Raw genomic sequence first — 15,491 nt, forward strand, 5'->3', positions numbered from 1 at the left:
CGACGAGCAGGGGCAGCGGCTCGGAGGAGGTGACCAGGTCCCGCAGGGGGTGGCGGGCCAGGACCGCGTCCACCTCGGGCGTCAACGCCGCCGCCAGTCGGGTGGCCACCGGCAGCGTGTCGTCGAGCAGGGTCGTCGCGGCGGCCAGCAGCACCGCACGCCCCGCCTCCTGGGGCATCCCCGCGGCGGCCCGCCGGTACAGCTCGGCCCCCTCCTCGAGCACGAGGCCGGCGTCGATGCCGGCCGGGACCTTGATCCGCGCGGTGTGCCGCCAGGTGGCGACGGGGTCGCTCCACGCCTCCACCCGGTACGTCCAGTCGCCCGGTGCGTCCGGGGTGACCTCGGCGCCCCAGCGGTCGCTGCCCGGGGCCAGCTCCCGCATCGGCGTCCAGGGACCCGGCCGGCCCTCGGGGTCCTTCAGCACGACGTTGGCGGCCACCGCGTCGTGCCCCTCCCGGAACACGGTGGCGGTGACCTCGAACGTCTCTCCCGTCACCGCCTTCGCCGGACGCCTGCCGTGCTCCACCACCGGCTGGACGTCCCGGACCGGGATACGTCCGATCCCCGCGGTCGCGCTCATCCGCATCTCACCTCCGCCGTGCTCGGGGCCGGGCGCGCGCCCGGCCGATTGGGTTGGGCCGATCGGGTCACGCCGCGCCCGAGGGGGCCTTGTGCGCCGACGGGGCGAGCCGCTCCGGCTGCTCCTGCGCATGGGTGACCAGGCTGGTCCGCAGGTACCTCTCGGCGGCGTCCGCGGCCTCGCGTGCGCACCGCTTTCCCATCAGCACACAGAGGGTGTAGCCGGAGTCCTCGAAGGTGGTCCGGACGGTGACGTCCGTGGGGGACGCCAGCATCGAGCGTTCCCAGGCGCGGTAATGCCGCAGCTGCCGGGCGACTTCGCTCTTCGCGGGGAGCAGCATGGCCGGTCACCTTCCGGACGGTCCGGTGGTACGGACGATCGGGTTCTGGACGGTCGAGTTCTTCACACATGGTGCATGGACGGTCACGCCCCGTCTTGTTGGATCTTCAACTGCTTTGCGTCACCCGTTCCGGCCCGTATTCCGGCCCCGAGCTGCTCGTGTTGCACGAATGGGCTACCGCTCCCACTCTGGAGTGACTCAGAAGCGATCAGCGCTCACGCTTCGTGATCGGGGAGCCCGTCCCCCAAGGGACGAGGAGGAGCGAGAGCCTTCGCGGTGAGGAGCCACGACGATGAAGACCGCAGTGCCCTGCTACTACCACCTCGACGTGGAAGTGAGCCCGGAACGGGTCGGACAGGTCAGGCGCATCCTGGCCGCTCACCTCCGGTTCTGGAACCTGGAGAACCTCGTCGAACCCGTCTGCTCGGGCGCCGAGATGCTGCTCCGGGCGATCGACGAACACGCGAGCGACAAGAACACGTCGATCGAGATGTGGTGGAACCGCCAGCACCTCATCACGGCCGTGGGGGGCAACGACCAGGCGCTCCGGGTCGACCAGGACCTGCGCACCTGTCTGCAGCACCTCGCCGCCAACAGCGACGGCTGGGGCTGCTGCGCCACCGACACCGGGGCGAAGGTCATCTGGTTCTCGCGCCGTGCCCGCGCCGGCGAACGCGTCCCGCTGGTGGAGCGGTCGCCCGAGCCGATCACCCAGGAGGGGCTGGAAGTGCCGAGAGAGATCATGCCGGTGGCCCGGGTCGCCGGGTGGGCACGTACCCGAGACGGCGTTCTGGAGGAGGCCCGGTGACCCGCGCCAGGCCGAACTGGAAGGGGTCGCCCGTGTGGAGCGGGCACCCCTACCCCCTGGGGGCGTCGTACGACGGACAGGGCACCAACTTCGCCCTGTTCAGCGAGGTGGCCGAGCGGGTCGACCTGGTGCTCGTCGACGACGACGGCAACCACAGCAGCATCCCGCTGCCCGACGTCGACGGCTTCGTCTGGCACTGCTACCTGCCCGGCGTCGGCCCGGGCCAGCGCTACGGCTACCGGGTCCACGGCCCGTGGGCCCCGGCCGTCGGCCACCGCTGCAACCCGGCGAAGCTGCTCCTCGACCCCTACACCCGCGCCGTGGACGGTCTGGTGGACAACCACGCCTCCCTCTTCGAGCGTGCCAGGGGCAGGGCCGATCCGGGCGACAGCGCCGGGCACACCATGCTCGGCGTGGTCACCGACCCCTTCTTCGACTGGGGCGACGACCGCCCGCCCCGGCGCCCGTACTCGGAGAGCGTCGTCTACGAGGCCCACGTCCGCGGACTCAGCCGCACCCACCCCGGCGTGCCCGAGGAACTGCGCGGCACCTACGCGGGCCTCGCGCACCCGGCGGTCGTGGAGCACCTGACGTCCCTCGGCGTGACGGCCGTGGAACTGATGCCGGTGCACCAGTTCGTCCACGACGGAGTGCTCCAGGACAGGGGACTCGCCAACTACTGGGGCTACAACACCATCGGCTTCTTCGCGCCCCACAACGGCTACGCCGCCCTCGGCACCCGCGGCCAGCAGGTCAGCGAGTTCAAGTCGATGGTCAAGACCCTGCACGAGGCCGGCCTCGAAGTCATCCTCGACGTGGTCTACAACCACACCGCCGAGGGCAACGAGAAGGGCCCCACCCTCTCCTTCCGCGGTATCGACAACGCCTCGTACTACCGCCTGGTGGACGGCGACTGGCAGCACTACTACGACACCACCGGCACCGGCAACAGCCTGCTGATGCGCCACCCCTACGTGCTCCAGCTCATCATGGACTCGCTGCGGTACTGGGTCACCGAGATGCACATCGACGGGTTCCGCTTCGACCTCGCGGCCACCCTGGCCCGGCAGTTCCACGAGGTGGACCGGCTGTCCGCGTTCTTCGACCTCATCCAGCAGGACCCGGTGATCAGCCGGGTCAAGCTGATCGCCGAGCCCTGGGACGTCGGCGAGGGCGGCTACCAGGTGGGCAACTTCCCGCAGCTGTGGTCGGAGTGGAACGGCAAGTACCGCGACGCCGTACGGGACTTCTGGCGTGCGGAGGACCACTCGCTCGGCGAGTTCGCCTCCCGGCTGACCGGCTCCTCCGACCTGTACCAGCACAGCCGCCGCCGCCCCCGCGCCAGCGTCAACTTCGTCACCGCGCACGACGGGTTCACGCTGCGCGACCTCGTGTCGTACAACGACAAGCACAACGAGGCCAACGGCGAGGACAACCGGGACGGCGAGAGCCACAACCGGTCCTGGAACTGCGGCGTCGAGGGCGAGACCCGGGACCCGGCCGTCCGGGAGCTGCGCGGTCGCCAGCAGCGCAACTTCCTGGCCACGCTCCTGCTCTCGCAGGGCATCCCGATGATCTGCCACGGCGACGAACTGGGCCGCACCCAGCGCGGCAACAACAACGCCTACTGCCAGGACAACGAGATCTCCTGGATCGACTGGCGGCTCGACGACGAGCAGCGTGCGCTGCTGGACTTCGCCCGGCGTCTGATCGCGCTGCGCGCCGACCACCCGGTGCTGCGCCGGCGCCGCTTCTTCCGGGGGGAGACCCTCACCCACGCCGGCCAGCCGCTGCCCGACCTGGTGTGGCTGCTGCCCGACGCGCGGGAGATGACGGACGACGACTGGCAGCGCTCCGACGCGCACACCGTCGGCGTCTTCCTCAACGGGGACGCCATCGCCGAACCCGACCCCCGCGGCCGGCCCGTCGTCGACGACTCCTTCCTGCTGCTGCTCAACAGCCACTGGGAGCCGGCGGTCTTCCGGCTGCCCGACGCGGCCTACGGCGAACGCTGGACGGCGCTGGTCGACACCGCCGACCCGGACGGCGTCCCCGACGAGGCCGAGCACAAGGCGGGCACCCGGCTGACCGTCGAGCAGCGCAGTCTCGTGCTGCTCTCCCGGCCCTCCCGCGCCGACCGGTGAACCGGTGAGGTCAGCTGCCGAGGCGGCGCGCGGTCACCGTGAACTGCGCGCCGTCGGCGTCCCGGAGCACCGCCTCGTCCGCGCCCAGGGAGAGCACGCTGCCGCCGTGCCGCTCGGCGGTGCGGGCGCAGGCGGCGACGTCCTCGACCGCGAAGTGGATCTGCCAGTGCGGCCGGACGGCCGGGTCGGGGGCCGCGCCGAGCGCTCCCGACTCGATGCGGGCCACGACCTCGCCCTCGTGGCGCAGGACCACCTCGTCGCCCTCGTACCGGACCTCGCAGCAGCCCTGCCCCGACGCCCACTCGAAGATCTCGCCGTAGAAGATCGCGGCGTCGAAGGCGTCGCGGGTGTGCAGCCGGATGAAGGCGGGACGCTTGGTGCGCCAGGCGTCCCAGTCCGAGAACAGCTCGCCCTCCCAGATGCCGAACGTGGCGCCGTCCCGGTCGGCGAGCAGGGCCGCCCGGCCCGGCGGCAGGGAGATCGGCCCGACCGCCGCGGTGCCGCCGCGCTCCTGCGCCCGCGACACGGCCTCGTCCGCGCTGCGCACGGCGAAGTACGGCGTCCAGGCCACCGCCATCTGCCACATCGCGGCGACGGCGGCGATCCCGGCGACCGGCACCCCGTCGGCCAGGGCGATCCGGAAGGGTTCGCCCAGCCGGGCGGGCCGCCACTGCCAGCCCAGCACGGCGGAGTAGAACGCCTCGGTGGCCTCGAGATCACGGCTGGTGAGACTCACCCAGCAGGGGGCCCCGTACACGGAGTGCGTGGACAGGAGGCTCTCCCCGCGGGTGGAGGAGGTCGTGTCGTGGTTCATGGCAGTCTTGTCCTGGTCTCGTCCACCGGCAGCCACCGGCTCCACACCAGTGTCCGGCCGGGAGTGCGGCGGGCGCCTGGCGAGTACCCCGCACAGGGCGCCGAAACGGTGGCGCACCCGCCCCGGACGGCCCAGTGGCGCGTCAGCGCGCGGCTGCCGAGGATGGAGACCCGGAGGTGACCATGCCCCCCATCGACGCGGCCCCGGCCCCGGGGCCGGACCCCGATTCCGACTCGGACCAGATCTTCCGGCTGCAGGAGCAGGTCCGGCAGCTCAAGGAGGCCGTCGTCTCGCACACCGTCGTCGATCAGGCGATCGGCGTGGTCATCGCGCTCGGCGGGGTGACGCCGGACGAGGGGTGGATCGTCCTGAAGGAAGTTTCCCAGCATACGAACATCAAACTCCGCAATGTGGCGGAAACGATACTCATCTGGGGGCGCACCGGAGTGATGCCGCCGGAGATCCTGACCGCCCTGGAGGACCGTCTGGGGCGGCCCGTGTGCGGCGGACCCGCGCTCAGCGGGCCTCCGCCAGGATCTCCTCGCGTATCCGGTCGAAACAGCCGGTGAGCAGCCGGGAGACGTGCATCTGGGAGATGCCCAGCTGCTGGGCGATGCGGCTCTGCGTCATCCCTCCGAAGAAGCGCAGGTAGAGGATGGTGCGCTCGCGCTCGGGCAGCGCCTCCAGACAGGGCCGCACGGCCACCCGGTCGACGACCGCGTCGAAGGCGGGGTCGGGGCCGCCCAGCGCGTCGCCGAGGGCGTACCCGTCGGTGCCGGGCATCTCCGCCTCCAGGGACAGGGCGGTGAAGCACTCCAGGGCCTCCATTCCGGTGCGCACCTCGACCGTGGTCAGCTGCGCGTGCTCGGCGATCTCCTCGACGGTCGGCGCGCGCCCCGGCGTGGTCTGCGCCAGCTCCTTCGCCGACCTGCGGACCCGGTTGCGCAGGTCCTGGATGCGGCGCGGCACGTGCAGCGTCCACATGTGGTCGCGGAAGTGCCGTTTGATCTCGCCGGTCACGGTCGGCACCGCGTACGCCTCGAAGGCGTGGCCGCGCTCGGGGTCGTAGTGGTCGACGGCCTTGACCAGGCCGAGGGCCGCCACCTGATAGAGGTCCTCCAGGTTCTCGCCGCGGCCGCGGAAGCGGACGGCGATCCGCTCCGCCATGGGCAGCCAGACCCGGATCAGTTCGTCCCGCAGCGCCTTGCGCTCCGGTCCCTCGGGCAGCCCGGCGAGCCGTTCGAACGCCGCGGCCGTGTCGGGAGCGTCGTCGTGCGGGTGGGGCTGGGTTCGACCGGCGACACGCATCACGCGCACCTCCCTCAGCAGGGGTGCTGGCAAGTCCTCGTATATATGGATACTGAGCGCGAATGCCCCGAACGGCCACTCGAACGGCCGCACACCGGTGACCGGACGGCCGCCCGGTCGCGGGACGTGATGTGCGGCACGCTCCCGGTGATCGTGCGGACCGGTGCGGGTGGATCGTCCCTGGGCAACGCTTGATCACCGATCAAACGGGACGAAGCCCCTGGCCACAGCGCATTCCGCTCATTTGACAGTGCGCTGAGCGTACGGATAGGAAGCAGCGTCGAGAGGTCGAGAGGGGCACCGTGTACGAGCCGAACGTGGTCGGGGACTGGCAGGAGTACGACGAGCACGCCGGCCTGCGGGTCCGCGTCCACCGTCTTGAGCCGGCCGAGCCGCCGCGTGGCCGTGACGACGCCGCCGAGGGGCTGACGTACTTCCGGATCCGGGTGACCGTCGAGAACCGGGGCGGGCGGCACCTCGGCATCCATCTGGAGGACGGCCAGATCGACGTGCGGATCGGACCCGACGGGGAGAGTGCCTTCCTCGACTGGCGCAACTCCCAGTTCGTCGAGGGCTTCGACGTCTACCCGCTGCGCCGAGCCACGGCCGTGCTCTACGCGGCCGGGCCGGAGGCGAGCCTGAGCCAGGTGGACGTCCAGGTGCAGCTGCGGGTGGACGAGGAGTGGGCCGAGCGCAGGCTGTGGAGCGGCGCCCTCGGGCTGCCCGACGGCGCCGGCGCCACCCCGTGCGGCGCGGTACGCGACGACGGCCTCGCCCACCAGGTGAGCGCCTTCCTGCGGGGCCAGTCGGAGGACGGCTCGGCCTGACCCGCCGGGCGGTCCCCCGGGCCGACCGGACCCGGCTAGTGCGCGATGCCGTCGATGATCTCCCGGGCGCCCTGCCGCAGCAGGGCCACCGCGACCGAGGTGCCCAGCGTCGCCGGGTCGAGTCGGCCGGCCCACTCGTGGGCGTTCAGCCGTACCTTGCCGTCCGGGGTGAACACGCAAGCGCGCAGGGAGAGTTCGCCGCTCCGCTCCACGTGGGCGTATCCGGCGATCGGGCTGTTGCAGTGACCCTGCAGGACGTGCAGGAACATCCGCTCGGCCGTCGCCTCCCGGTGCGTCGCGGCGTGGCCGAGGCCGCTCACCGCGTCGATCAGGGCGCCGTCGCCCTCCCGGCACTGCAGCGCGAGGATGCCCGCGCCGATCGGCGGCATCATCGCCTCGGGGGAGAGGACCTCGCTGATCACGTCACCGCGGCCGATGCGCTCCAGACCGGAGACCGCGAGCAGCAGCGCGTCCGCCTCGCCCGCGGCGAGCTTCGCCAGCCGCCGGTTGGCGTTGCCGCGGAACGGCACGCACCGCAGGTGCGGGTGGGTGGCGGCGAGCTGGGCGACCCGGCGCACCGAGGACGTGCCCACGCGCGCACCGTCGGGCAGCTCGTCCAGGGTGAGGCCGTCCGGGTGGACCAGCGCGTCCCGCACGTCGTCCCGCTCCAGGAACGCGGCGAACACCGTACCGGCGGGCAGCGGCCGGTCGGCGGGCACGTCCTTGACGCAGTGCACCGCGAGATCGGCCTCGCCCGACAGCAGAGCGGCGTCGACCTCCTTGGTGAAGGCGCCCTTGCCCTCCACCTGCGAAAGATCACCGAGCCACTTGTCACCGGTGGTCTTCACCGGGACGACCTCGGTGCGCACGCCGGGGTGGAGGGCCGTCAACCCGGCCCGTACGCGCTCGACCTGAGCGAGCGCCATGGGGGAGTCGCGGGAGACGATGCGGATCAGTTCGGGGGCGGACATGCGGACACGATAGTGCCCCCGGGGCGCCCGCTTCACCCGACCGGTCCCGGCCCGCCCTCTCGCGTCAGGCGTTCGGGTCGAAGGTGATGCCGGCGGGCTTGGCGGCGTCCAGGTGGGAGGCGAAACTGCCGTCCTTCAGGCCGAAGTTGGCGCTGCCGAAGTCGTAGGCGCTCAGCTTGTCGCGCAGGCCCGCCGGATAGCCGTTCCAGCCCACCAGGGTCGGGTACTGCCAGGTTCCCTCGTGGTTCTCCGGCGGCTCGTCGCCCGAGGTCGCCAGGCGGAAGCAGTGCGTGCTGATGCCGTCCTTGTGGTAGACGATCTTCGGGTGGGTGCCGTCGAAGCGGACGGTGGAGCGCTCGTGCACGCTGAACGAGCCGTGGTTGGACGTGGACACGTACTGCACGGTGCCGTCGCGCACCCACACCACCACGTGCTCCCAGTCGTGCCGGTGGCCGCCCAGACTCGTGCCCGGCAGGGCCTGGTCCTTCTCGAAGTAGAGGCCGTACATGTAGGCGCACCAGTCGCCGTCGCACTTGGCGCGCGCGTAGCCGTTGGTGTTGTCCAGGTCCGAGGCGTCGCGGCAGTTGCCGTTGAGGGCGCCGGTCGGGTTCAGCCCGCCGTTGACCGCTCCGTCGGCGCCGATGGCCGGGGTGGGATAGCAGCCGTCGGTGTCGTAGTCGTAGGCGGGCTGGTACGCGCGCTCCAGGCCGTCGGCGTTGCCGGGCAGCCCCGGCGGCGGGGCGGCGAAGGCGGTGGCGGGAAAGGCGACGACGAGGGCGAGGGCACCGAGCGGTACGGTGAGCCATCTGCGGCGGGACGTCGCGGTGGTACGCGGGGACATCGCGTCCTCCTCGGGCTGGCGCAGCCCAACGGCTGTGGGGGGAAGGGGAGTTAAGGTTCCCCTCTTTCTCCTCCCGCGCCAAGGGCGCACAGACGTCACCGCGGTGAAGGGCAGCCCAACACCTGCCCCGGCGTCACACCTCACACCAGGTCGTCCGGGAGGTCCGCGGCCGACTCCTCGGGCGCCAGGTCCGGGCGGAGCCGGAGCCAGGACGGCTGGCGCAGCATGCCCTCCCGGGTGCGCGTGCTGTAGCGGACCTCGCCGACCAGCCGGGGCACCACCCAGCGCGCCCCCGGCACCCGCGGCACCGGGTCGAAGGGGCAGACGTCCGTCGCGGCGGCGGCCAGCAGCGCGGCCAGCTCCGCGCGCTCACCCGCGCTCCAGCCGGTGCCCACCCCGCCGACGTAGCGCAGCCGGCCCGCGGCGCGCTGGCCGACCAGGACCGCCCCGGGCAGGCCGCCGAGCCGTCCCTTGCCGGGCAGCCAGCCGCCGACCACGACGTCCTCGCTGCGCATGTTGCGGATCTTGATCCAGGCCCGGGAGCGGACACCGGGTTCGTACACCGAGTCCAGCCGCTTGCACACCAGCCCCTCCAGGCCGTGCTCGCGGGTGGCCCGCAGGGCCTGTTCGCCGTGTCCGACCAGCGCGGCCGGGGTCGACCACGACGGCCCGTTCGGAGCGAGGTCCGTCAGCCGCTCCCGGCGGGCGGTGTAGGGCAGGCGCAGCAGGGAACGTCCGGCCAGGTGGAGGGCGTCGAACAGCACCAGGTGGACGGGGGCCTTCGCCGCCCGGTGCGCGGCCCGGCCGGGGGCGTGTGCCAGACCCATCCGGGACTGGAGCAACTGGAAGTCGGCACGGCCCCGTTCGTCCAGGGCCAGCACCTCGCCGTCCAGTACGGCGGGGGTCTCGCCGAGCGCGGTGGCGAGCGGCGCCAGCTCCGGATAGGCGGCGGTGATGTCCTGGCCGGAGCGGGCCCGCAGCAGGACGCTCCCGTCGCCCGGCAGGTAGACCACCACGCGCTGCCCGTCCTGCTTGGTCTCGTAGGCCCAGCGCGCGTCCTGCCCGGCGGGCGGCAGGGCGCCCGGGGTGGCCAGCATCGGGGGGATCAGCGGCAGCTCCACGGGTCAGTACTCGACCCGCCCGGGCGCCGTCACGCGCGTTGCCCGCCAGGTTCGCCTGAACGGCGCCGGTCCCGGGCGGGTCCGGCGCCGTCGCGGTCAGCGCACCGGGGCAGGCTCCGTCGCGGCACCGTCGGCCGGCGCCGGGCCGGCGACCGGCTCGGCCGGGCGGTGCCGGGGGACGAAGGACGCGATGGCGAAGGCCAGCAGGGCCGCGCCGGCGCCGATGGCCATGACCACCTTGAACGCGTTCTCGGACGGCAGGGCGAAGCCGCCGAGGTCGATGGTCAGCTGGGCCAGGATCACACCGGCTATGGCACTGGCGACCGACGTGCCGAGCGACCGCATCAGGGTGTTGAGGCTGTTCGCGGCGGCCGTCTCGCTCGGCGGCACCGCGCCCATGATCAGCGACGGCATGGCGCCGTAGGCGAAGCCGATACCCGCGCTGATCACGCAGGAGATCAGGACCAGGTGCCAGACCTCGGCCATCAGCACAATGTTCAGGCCGTAGCCGGCCGCCACGATCAGGGCGCCGATCATCAGCGTCACCTTCGGACCCCGGGACTTGGAGACCTTCGCGGAGACCGGTGCGAACGCCATCATCACCAGGCCGGACGGCGCCATCACCAGACCCGTGGTCAGCAGCGAGCGGCCGAGTCCGTAACCGGTGGCCTCGGGCAACTGCAGCAGCTGCGGAAGGACCAGGGACATCGCGAACATCGAGAAGCCGATGGCGACGGACGCCAGGTTGGTGAAGAGCACCTGTCGGCGGGCGGTGGTGCGCAGGTCCACCAGGGGCTCCGGGGTGTGCAGCTCCCACCAGCCCCACACCAGCAGGATCACCACGGCCGCCGCGAACAGACCGAGGGTGGTGCCCGAGGACCAGCCCCAGTCGCCGCCCTTCGAGATGGCCAGCAGCAGGCTGGCGAGACCGGCGGCCATGCCGATGCCGCCGAGCACGTCGAAGCGGCCGCCGGTGCGCACCGCCGACTCGGGCACCAGCGTCAGTACGAGCACCAGGGACACCACGCCGAGCGCGCCGGAGAGCCAGAACAGCATGTGCCAGTCGAGCTTGTCCGCGATCAGCGCGGCGGCGGGCAGGCCGAGCGCGCCGCCGACTCCGAGGGAGGCGCTCATCACCGCGGTGGCGCCGGCCAGCCGTTCGACCGGCAGTTCGTCGCGCATGATGCTGATGCCGAGCGGGATCACGGCGGCGGACAGGCCCTGCAGGGCGCGTCCGGCGACCATCGGGACCAGCGCGTCGCTCAGTCCGCAGACCGCGGAACCGGCGATCAGCAGCACCAGGCTGAGCAGCAGCATCCGCCGCTTGCCGAACATGTCGCCGAGCCGGCCGACGACCGGAGTGGCCACCGCGGAGGCGAGCAGCGTGGCGGTCACCGCCCAGGCCGCGTCCGAGGCCGACGCGTCCAGGAGCTTCGGCAGCTCCGGGATGATCGGGATGACCAGGGTCTGCATCAGCGCGACGACGATCCCGGCCAGGGCCAGTACCGCCACCACGGCGTTCGGCCGTGGTGAGGCGGGGGAAGCGGGCATGGAGGAGCCTTTCGAGCGAGGAGTCTTGCGACGGGTGCCGGAAACCGGAACGCGAACCTTTAAGTCAGTCGCTTGAAGTATCCTACGGGGTGTGGCGTGCGAACGCCCGTCCGGGCCGGGCGGCGACCCCGCGCCGCCGCGCCGTAGGCTTTCGGAAGAACCCGCCGCACCTCGGCGGACCTGCGACGACTCGAGGGACTGGCCGTCGCGGGCGGTACGGAGAAAGTCCCGGCGCGGTGGTGATCATGGCGGGCAGGGCGGTCCGGACGGAACAGGTCAGCGCGACCCGGCAGCTGATCCTGACCACCGCTGAGCGGCTGTTCGCCGAGCACGGGGTGTACGCGGTCTCCAACCGTCAGGTCAGCGAGGCCGCCGGGCAGGGCAACAACGCCGCGGTCGGCTACCACTTCGGCACCAAGACGGACCTCGTCCGGGCCATCGCGCAGCGCCACTCGGCACGCGTCGAGGAACTGCGCGCCCGGCAGCTCGCCGCCCTCGGCGACTCGCCCGACCTGCGCGACTGGGTGGACTGCCTGGTCCGGCCCCAGTTCGACCACCTGGCGGCGCTGGGCAGCCCCACCTGGTACGCGCGGTTCTGCGCCCAGGTCATGACCGACCCGGCGCTGCGGCAGATCCTGACCGAGGAGTCCCGGGCGTCCCTGTCCCTGCGGGCGATCATCGAGGGGCGCAACCGGTGCATGCCCGCGCTGCCGGACGAGGTCCGCGCGGAGCGGGGCGACATGGCCCGTCACCTCATCGTGCACACCGCGGAGGAGCGCGAGCGGGCCCTGGCCGAGAACCGGCCCACCCCGCGGGCCAGCTGGCAGGACGCGGCCGACGGCCTCGTCGACGCGATCGTGGGCATGTGGCTGGCGCCCGTCACACCCCGGGGTGGGGAGTGACGGGCGCCGGCAGCTGAAGGGGCGAGGTCAGCGGGCGAGGCGGATCCGGGTCACGGCGTCCTCGGCGGCGCCGGCCCCCGACCTGTCGACCACCTAGGCGGTGCCGTCGGCGATCTCCACGTGGTTCGGGTTGGCGCCGGTGGAAACGCTCTCCTCCACGGCGCCCCGGCGCGGGTCGACCCGGGTGACGGGGGGCGTGGTGACCGGGATGGCGGACCGCGCCCGGCCCGACTGGCTGCCGTGCAGGGAGCACCGGGGTTCGCGGCTGTGGGTGCGGGCTGCGGGGGCGGGTCGGTCGGTCGACCGCGTCGCGCGTCGGCGTCGCTCACCGCGCGTCGGCGTCGCGTGCCGTCCGTGACCCGAGGGCGGGTAGCGCCGGAGGCGGGGCCGGTTCGCGCAGGCCGCACAGGAGCAGCCTCCCCACGGCGGGCAGCGCCACCAGCGGCAGCAGGGCTGTCCGCAGCGAGGACGCGTCGGCCAGTGCGCCCAGCGCCGGGGCGGCGAGCCCGCCGACGCTCACCGCCAGCCCCAGCGTCACCCCGCTCGCCGTCCCCACCCGGCGCGGCAGGTAGTCCTGGCCCAGCGTGATGTGCAGGGAGAACGGCACGTACAGCCCCGCCGACGTCAGGGCGACGAACAGGTACACCGCGGGACCGGGCACGAGCACGACCCCGGCCACCGCGAGGACCGTCAGGACGTACGACCGCCGCACCACCTTCAGCCGCCCGTACCGGTCCGCGAGCCGGCCCCCGGCGACCGTGCCCACCGCGCCGCCCAGATAGAGCACGAACAGCGCCGCCGTCCCCGCCGCGACGCCACCGCCCACCCGCTCCCGCACGTACAGCGCCACGAACGTGCTCAGGCCGACGAACACGACGGAACGGCACACGACGGCGCCGGTGAGCCGCAGGAAGGACGCCCAGTCGTCGGTCCCCGCCGCCACCGCCGTACGGCCGCCCGCCGCACGCGCCCTCCCGGCCGCATGCACCGCCACCCCGCACAGCGCGGCCCCCGCCACCGCGGGCAGCGCCAGCAGCCACGACGCGCCGAGACCCCCGCCCCCGACGACGGCCCACACCAGCGGCGGCGCCAGCGCGAAGCCGACGTTGCCGCCCAGGGAGAACCACCCCATCGCCGTATGGCTCCCCCGTGCTGCCGCCCGCGCCGCCCGCGCCGCCTCCGGGTGGTAGGCGGCGATCCCCACACCGCTCACCGCGACGGCCGTGAGGGTGAGCGAGTAGGAGTCGGTGACGCCCCCGAGGGCGACGCCCGCTCCGGCGGTCAGCGTGCTCAACGGCAGCAGCCACGGCAGCGCCCACCGGTCGGTGAGGGCCCCGAACAGCGGCTGTACCAGCGACGACAGCAACGAGGCGGCGAGGACGACGCCCGAGGCGGCGGCGTAGCCGTACGCCCGTTCGGCGACGAAGTACGGCACCAGGGCGGCCACGGCGCCCTGGTAGACGTCGACGCAGGCGTGGCCGAAGGACAGCAGGACGAGGGGCCGGTCGTGGGTGAGGGTCACCCGTCGATCGTCACGCGCACCGGGCCTGGCCCGCTTTCGATAACCTGCCGAATTGTGTCGAACATCCGCCACTCGAACGCCGGCCAATCGGGCATCCGTCAACCGGACATCCGCCACACCCCGGTCGCCCCGACCCGCGCCCAGCGGCTGGACGCCGGGCAGCGGATCGACGCCCACCGGCACGACGAGCACCAGATCGTCCACGCCGGGTCCGGCGTCGTGGCCGTCACCACCGAGTCCGGAACCTGGTTCGCGCCGGGGACGCGTGCCATCTGGATCCCGGCCGGCACCGTGCACGCCCACCGCGCCCACGGCCGCCTCGACCTGCACCTGGTCGGCCTGCCCGCCGACGCCAACCCGCTCGGCCTGGACAGTCCGGCCGTCCTCGCCGTCGGCCCGCTGCTGCGCGAACTGATCGTCGCCTACACCCTCGACCCCAGCGACACGAGCCCGGAACGCGGCCGCCTCCTGGCCGTGCTGTGCGACCAGTTGCGCGCCTCGCCGCAAGAGCCCCTGCGCCTGCCCACCCCCAGGGACCCCCGGCTGGCCGAGGTGTGCGCGCTGGTCCACGCCGACCCCGCGGACACCCGCACGCTTGCCGCCCTCGGCGCCGCCACCGGCGCCGCGGAACGCACCCTCAGCAGGCTCTTCCGCCGCGAGTTCGGCATGACCTTCCCCCAGTGGCGCACCCAGTCCCGCCTCTACCACGCCCTGCGCATGCTCGCCGACGACCTGCCCGTCACCACCGTCGCCCACCGCTGCGGCTGGTCCTCCGCCAGCGCGTTCATCGAGGTCTTCCGGCGTGCGTTCGGCTGTACGCCCGGCACCCACAACCGCCGTCCGGGAACCGCCCACCCCCCGGTTCCTACCGTCGAGTAATATCGCGCGCCAGGCCCCCATGAGGAGGAACCGTGCCACGGTCCGAACGCTCACCCCTGCTGCTCGCCGGCCTGCTGGCCGCCGCGGGCGTCGCCCATTTCGCCCAGCCCCGCCCCTTCGACGCCACCGTCCCGCGCTCCCTGCCGGGCACCCCCCGGGCCTGGACGTACGCCAGCGGCGTCGCCGAACTCGCGCTGGCCGCCGGGCTCGCCGTGCCGCGCACCCGCAAGGCCGCCGCGCTGAGCGCCGCGGCCTTCTTCGTCGGGGTGTTCCCGGCCAACGTCAAGATGGCCTGGGACTGGCGGCACCGCCCCGCCCCGCAGCGGGCCGCGGCCCTCGGACGGCTGCCCGTGCAGGTGCCGCTCGTGCTGTGGGCCCGTGCCGTCGCCCAGAGCAGCGGCAGCCGGTCATGAGCGCCCTCCCCGCCGTGGGCGACACCGTCGAGGACTTCACGCTGCCGGACGAGACCGGCACCCCGCGCCGCCTGTCCGAACTGCTCGCCGACGGCCCCGTCGTCCTGTTCTTCTATCCCGCCGCCCTGACCACCGGCTGCACCGCGGAGGCATGTCACTTCCGCGACCTCGCCGCCGAGTTCGCCGCGGTCGGCGCCCGCCCCGTCGGCGTCAGCGGCGACGCCGTCGAACGCCAGCAGGAGTTCGCCGGTCGCCACACCCTGGGCATGCCGCTGCTGTCCGACACCGACGGCACGGTCCGCGAGCGGTTCGGGGTGAAGCGGGGCTTCAGCCTGGCTCCCACCAAGCGGGTCACCTTCGTCATCGGGCAGGACCGCACCCTGCTGGAGATCGTCCGCAGCGAACTGAGGATGAACACGCACGCCGACCGCGCCCTCGCCGCGCTCCGCGCTCACCGACGGTGACGGGAC

17 protein-coding genes are annotated in these 15,491 nt (G+C 73.1%); 8 read left to right on the forward strand and 9 right to left on the reverse strand.

Going from position 1 to position 15,491, the window contains the following annotated elements:
* Together IE258_RS31945 and IE258_RS31950 are read right to left on the reverse strand one after the other, a co-directional pair.
* Positions 1-586, reverse strand: a 586-nt coding sequence (locus tag IE258_RS31945) for a maltotransferase domain-containing protein (RefSeq protein WP_189749210.1), incomplete at its 3' end; no start/stop codon positions are given.
* Positions 587-647: 61 nt separating this feature from the next.
* Entirely contained in the window at positions 648-920 is a 273-nt protein-coding gene (locus tag IE258_RS31950; protein ID WP_189749211.1) for a DUF5133 domain-containing protein, read from the reverse strand.
* Between the two features lie 292 nt (positions 921-1,212).
* Between IE258_RS31950 and IE258_RS31955 the strand changes: the two genes are divergently transcribed.
* On the forward strand, positions 1,213-1,728 hold the full coding sequence (locus tag IE258_RS31955) for a pep a2 (protein ID WP_159330191.1): 516 nt from the start codon (positions 1,213-1,215) through the stop codon (positions 1,726-1,728).
* The gene (glgX, locus tag IE258_RS31960; protein WP_189749212.1) at positions 1,725-3,872 is read left to right on the forward strand and encodes a glycogen debranching protein GlgX; all 2,148 of its coding nucleotides are present in this window, start codon (positions 1,725-1,727) and stop codon (positions 3,870-3,872) included. The genes IE258_RS31955 and glgX overlap by 4 nt, the downstream gene beginning before the upstream one ends.
* Positions 3,873-3,882: 10 nt before the next feature.
* Here glgX and IE258_RS31965 read toward each other — a convergent pair whose 3' ends face one another.
* Positions 3,883-4,686, reverse strand: a complete 804-nt coding sequence (locus tag IE258_RS31965) for a VOC family protein (RefSeq protein ID WP_189749213.1) — start codon at positions 4,684-4,686, stop codon at positions 3,883-3,885.
* Positions 4,687-4,868: 182 nt separating this feature from the next.
* On the opposite strand from IE258_RS31965, the gene IE258_RS31970 reads away from it, so the two are divergent.
* Positions 4,869-5,255, forward strand: coding sequence for an ANTAR domain-containing protein (locus tag IE258_RS31970; protein ID WP_189749413.1), 387 nt, complete (start codon positions 4,869-4,871; stop codon positions 5,253-5,255).
* Here IE258_RS31970 and IE258_RS31975 read toward each other — a convergent pair.
* Entirely contained in the window at positions 5,203-5,994 is a 792-nt protein-coding gene (locus IE258_RS31975) for a SigB/SigF/SigG family RNA polymerase sigma factor (protein ID WP_127895698.1), read from the reverse strand. The two genes, IE258_RS31970 and IE258_RS31975, sit on opposite strands and share 53 nt — an antisense overlap.
* Positions 5,995-6,296: 302 nt before the next feature.
* Between IE258_RS31975 and IE258_RS31980 the strand changes: the two genes are divergently transcribed.
* On the forward strand, positions 6,297-6,821 hold the full coding sequence (locus IE258_RS31980) for a hypothetical protein (protein ID WP_159330185.1): 525 nt from the start codon (positions 6,297-6,299) through the stop codon (positions 6,819-6,821).
* A gap of 35 nt (positions 6,822-6,856) precedes the next feature.
* Here the strand turns inward: IE258_RS31980 and hemC are convergent, their stop codons facing one another.
* From hemC to IE258_RS32000, 4 genes are all read right to left on the reverse strand, one after another.
* Positions 6,857-7,792 carry a hydroxymethylbilane synthase gene (hemC, locus tag IE258_RS31985; protein ID WP_189749214.1) on the reverse strand — a complete coding sequence of 312 codons (936 nt, stop codon included), beginning with the start codon at positions 7,790-7,792 and terminating at the stop codon, positions 6,857-6,859.
* A gap of 64 nt (positions 7,793-7,856) precedes the next feature.
* Positions 7,857-8,633 (reverse strand): NPP1 family protein, encoded by a 777-nt coding sequence (locus tag IE258_RS31990; protein WP_189749215.1) that lies wholly within the window; start codon positions 8,631-8,633, stop codon positions 7,857-7,859.
* 140 nt (positions 8,634-8,773) lie between these two features.
* Positions 8,774-9,754 (reverse strand): non-homologous end-joining DNA ligase, encoded by a 981-nt coding sequence (gene ligD / locus IE258_RS31995; RefSeq protein ID WP_189749216.1) that lies wholly within the window; start codon positions 9,752-9,754, stop codon positions 8,774-8,776.
* 96 nt (positions 9,755-9,850) lie between these two features.
* Positions 9,851-11,305 (reverse strand): MFS transporter, encoded by a 1,455-nt coding sequence (locus IE258_RS32000; RefSeq protein WP_189749217.1) that lies wholly within the window; start codon positions 11,303-11,305, stop codon positions 9,851-9,853.
* A 245-nt stretch (positions 11,306-11,550) separates the two neighbouring features.
* On the opposite strand from IE258_RS32000, the gene IE258_RS32005 reads away from it, so the two are divergent.
* Positions 11,551-12,207 (forward strand): TetR/AcrR family transcriptional regulator, encoded by a 657-nt coding sequence (locus tag IE258_RS32005; RefSeq protein ID WP_189749218.1) that lies wholly within the window; start codon positions 11,551-11,553, stop codon positions 12,205-12,207.
* A gap of 325 nt (positions 12,208-12,532) precedes the next feature.
* On the opposite strand, the gene IE258_RS32010 is transcribed toward IE258_RS32005, so the two are convergent.
* Positions 12,533-13,729 (reverse strand): MFS transporter, encoded by a 1,197-nt coding sequence (locus IE258_RS32010; protein ID WP_189749219.1) that lies wholly within the window; start codon positions 13,727-13,729, stop codon positions 12,533-12,535.
* A 54-nt stretch (positions 13,730-13,783) separates the two neighbouring features.
* On the opposite strand from IE258_RS32010, the gene IE258_RS32015 reads away from it, so the two are divergent.
* From IE258_RS32015 to IE258_RS32025, 3 genes are read left to right on the forward strand one after another with little or no spacing between them, the layout of a single operon-like run.
* The gene (locus IE258_RS32015) at positions 13,784-14,608 is read left to right on the forward strand and encodes an AraC family transcriptional regulator (protein WP_229892532.1); all 825 of its coding nucleotides are present in this window, start codon (positions 13,784-13,786) and stop codon (positions 14,606-14,608) included.
* A gap of 32 nt (positions 14,609-14,640) precedes the next feature.
* Complete coding sequence (locus IE258_RS32020) at positions 14,641-15,021, forward strand: DoxX family protein (RefSeq protein ID WP_189749220.1); 381 nt, start codon at positions 14,641-14,643, stop codon at positions 15,019-15,021.
* Entirely contained in the window at positions 15,018-15,485 is a 468-nt protein-coding gene (locus IE258_RS32025; protein ID WP_189749221.1) for a peroxiredoxin, read from the forward strand. Before IE258_RS32020 ends, IE258_RS32025 begins: the two co-directional genes overlap by 4 nt.
* Positions 15,486-15,491 lie beyond the last annotated feature (6 nt).

This window comes from Streptomyces tendae (assembly GCF_014650435.1).
Classification (GTDB): Bacteria; Actinomycetota; Actinomycetes; order Streptomycetales; family Streptomycetaceae; genus Streptomyces; species Streptomyces tendae.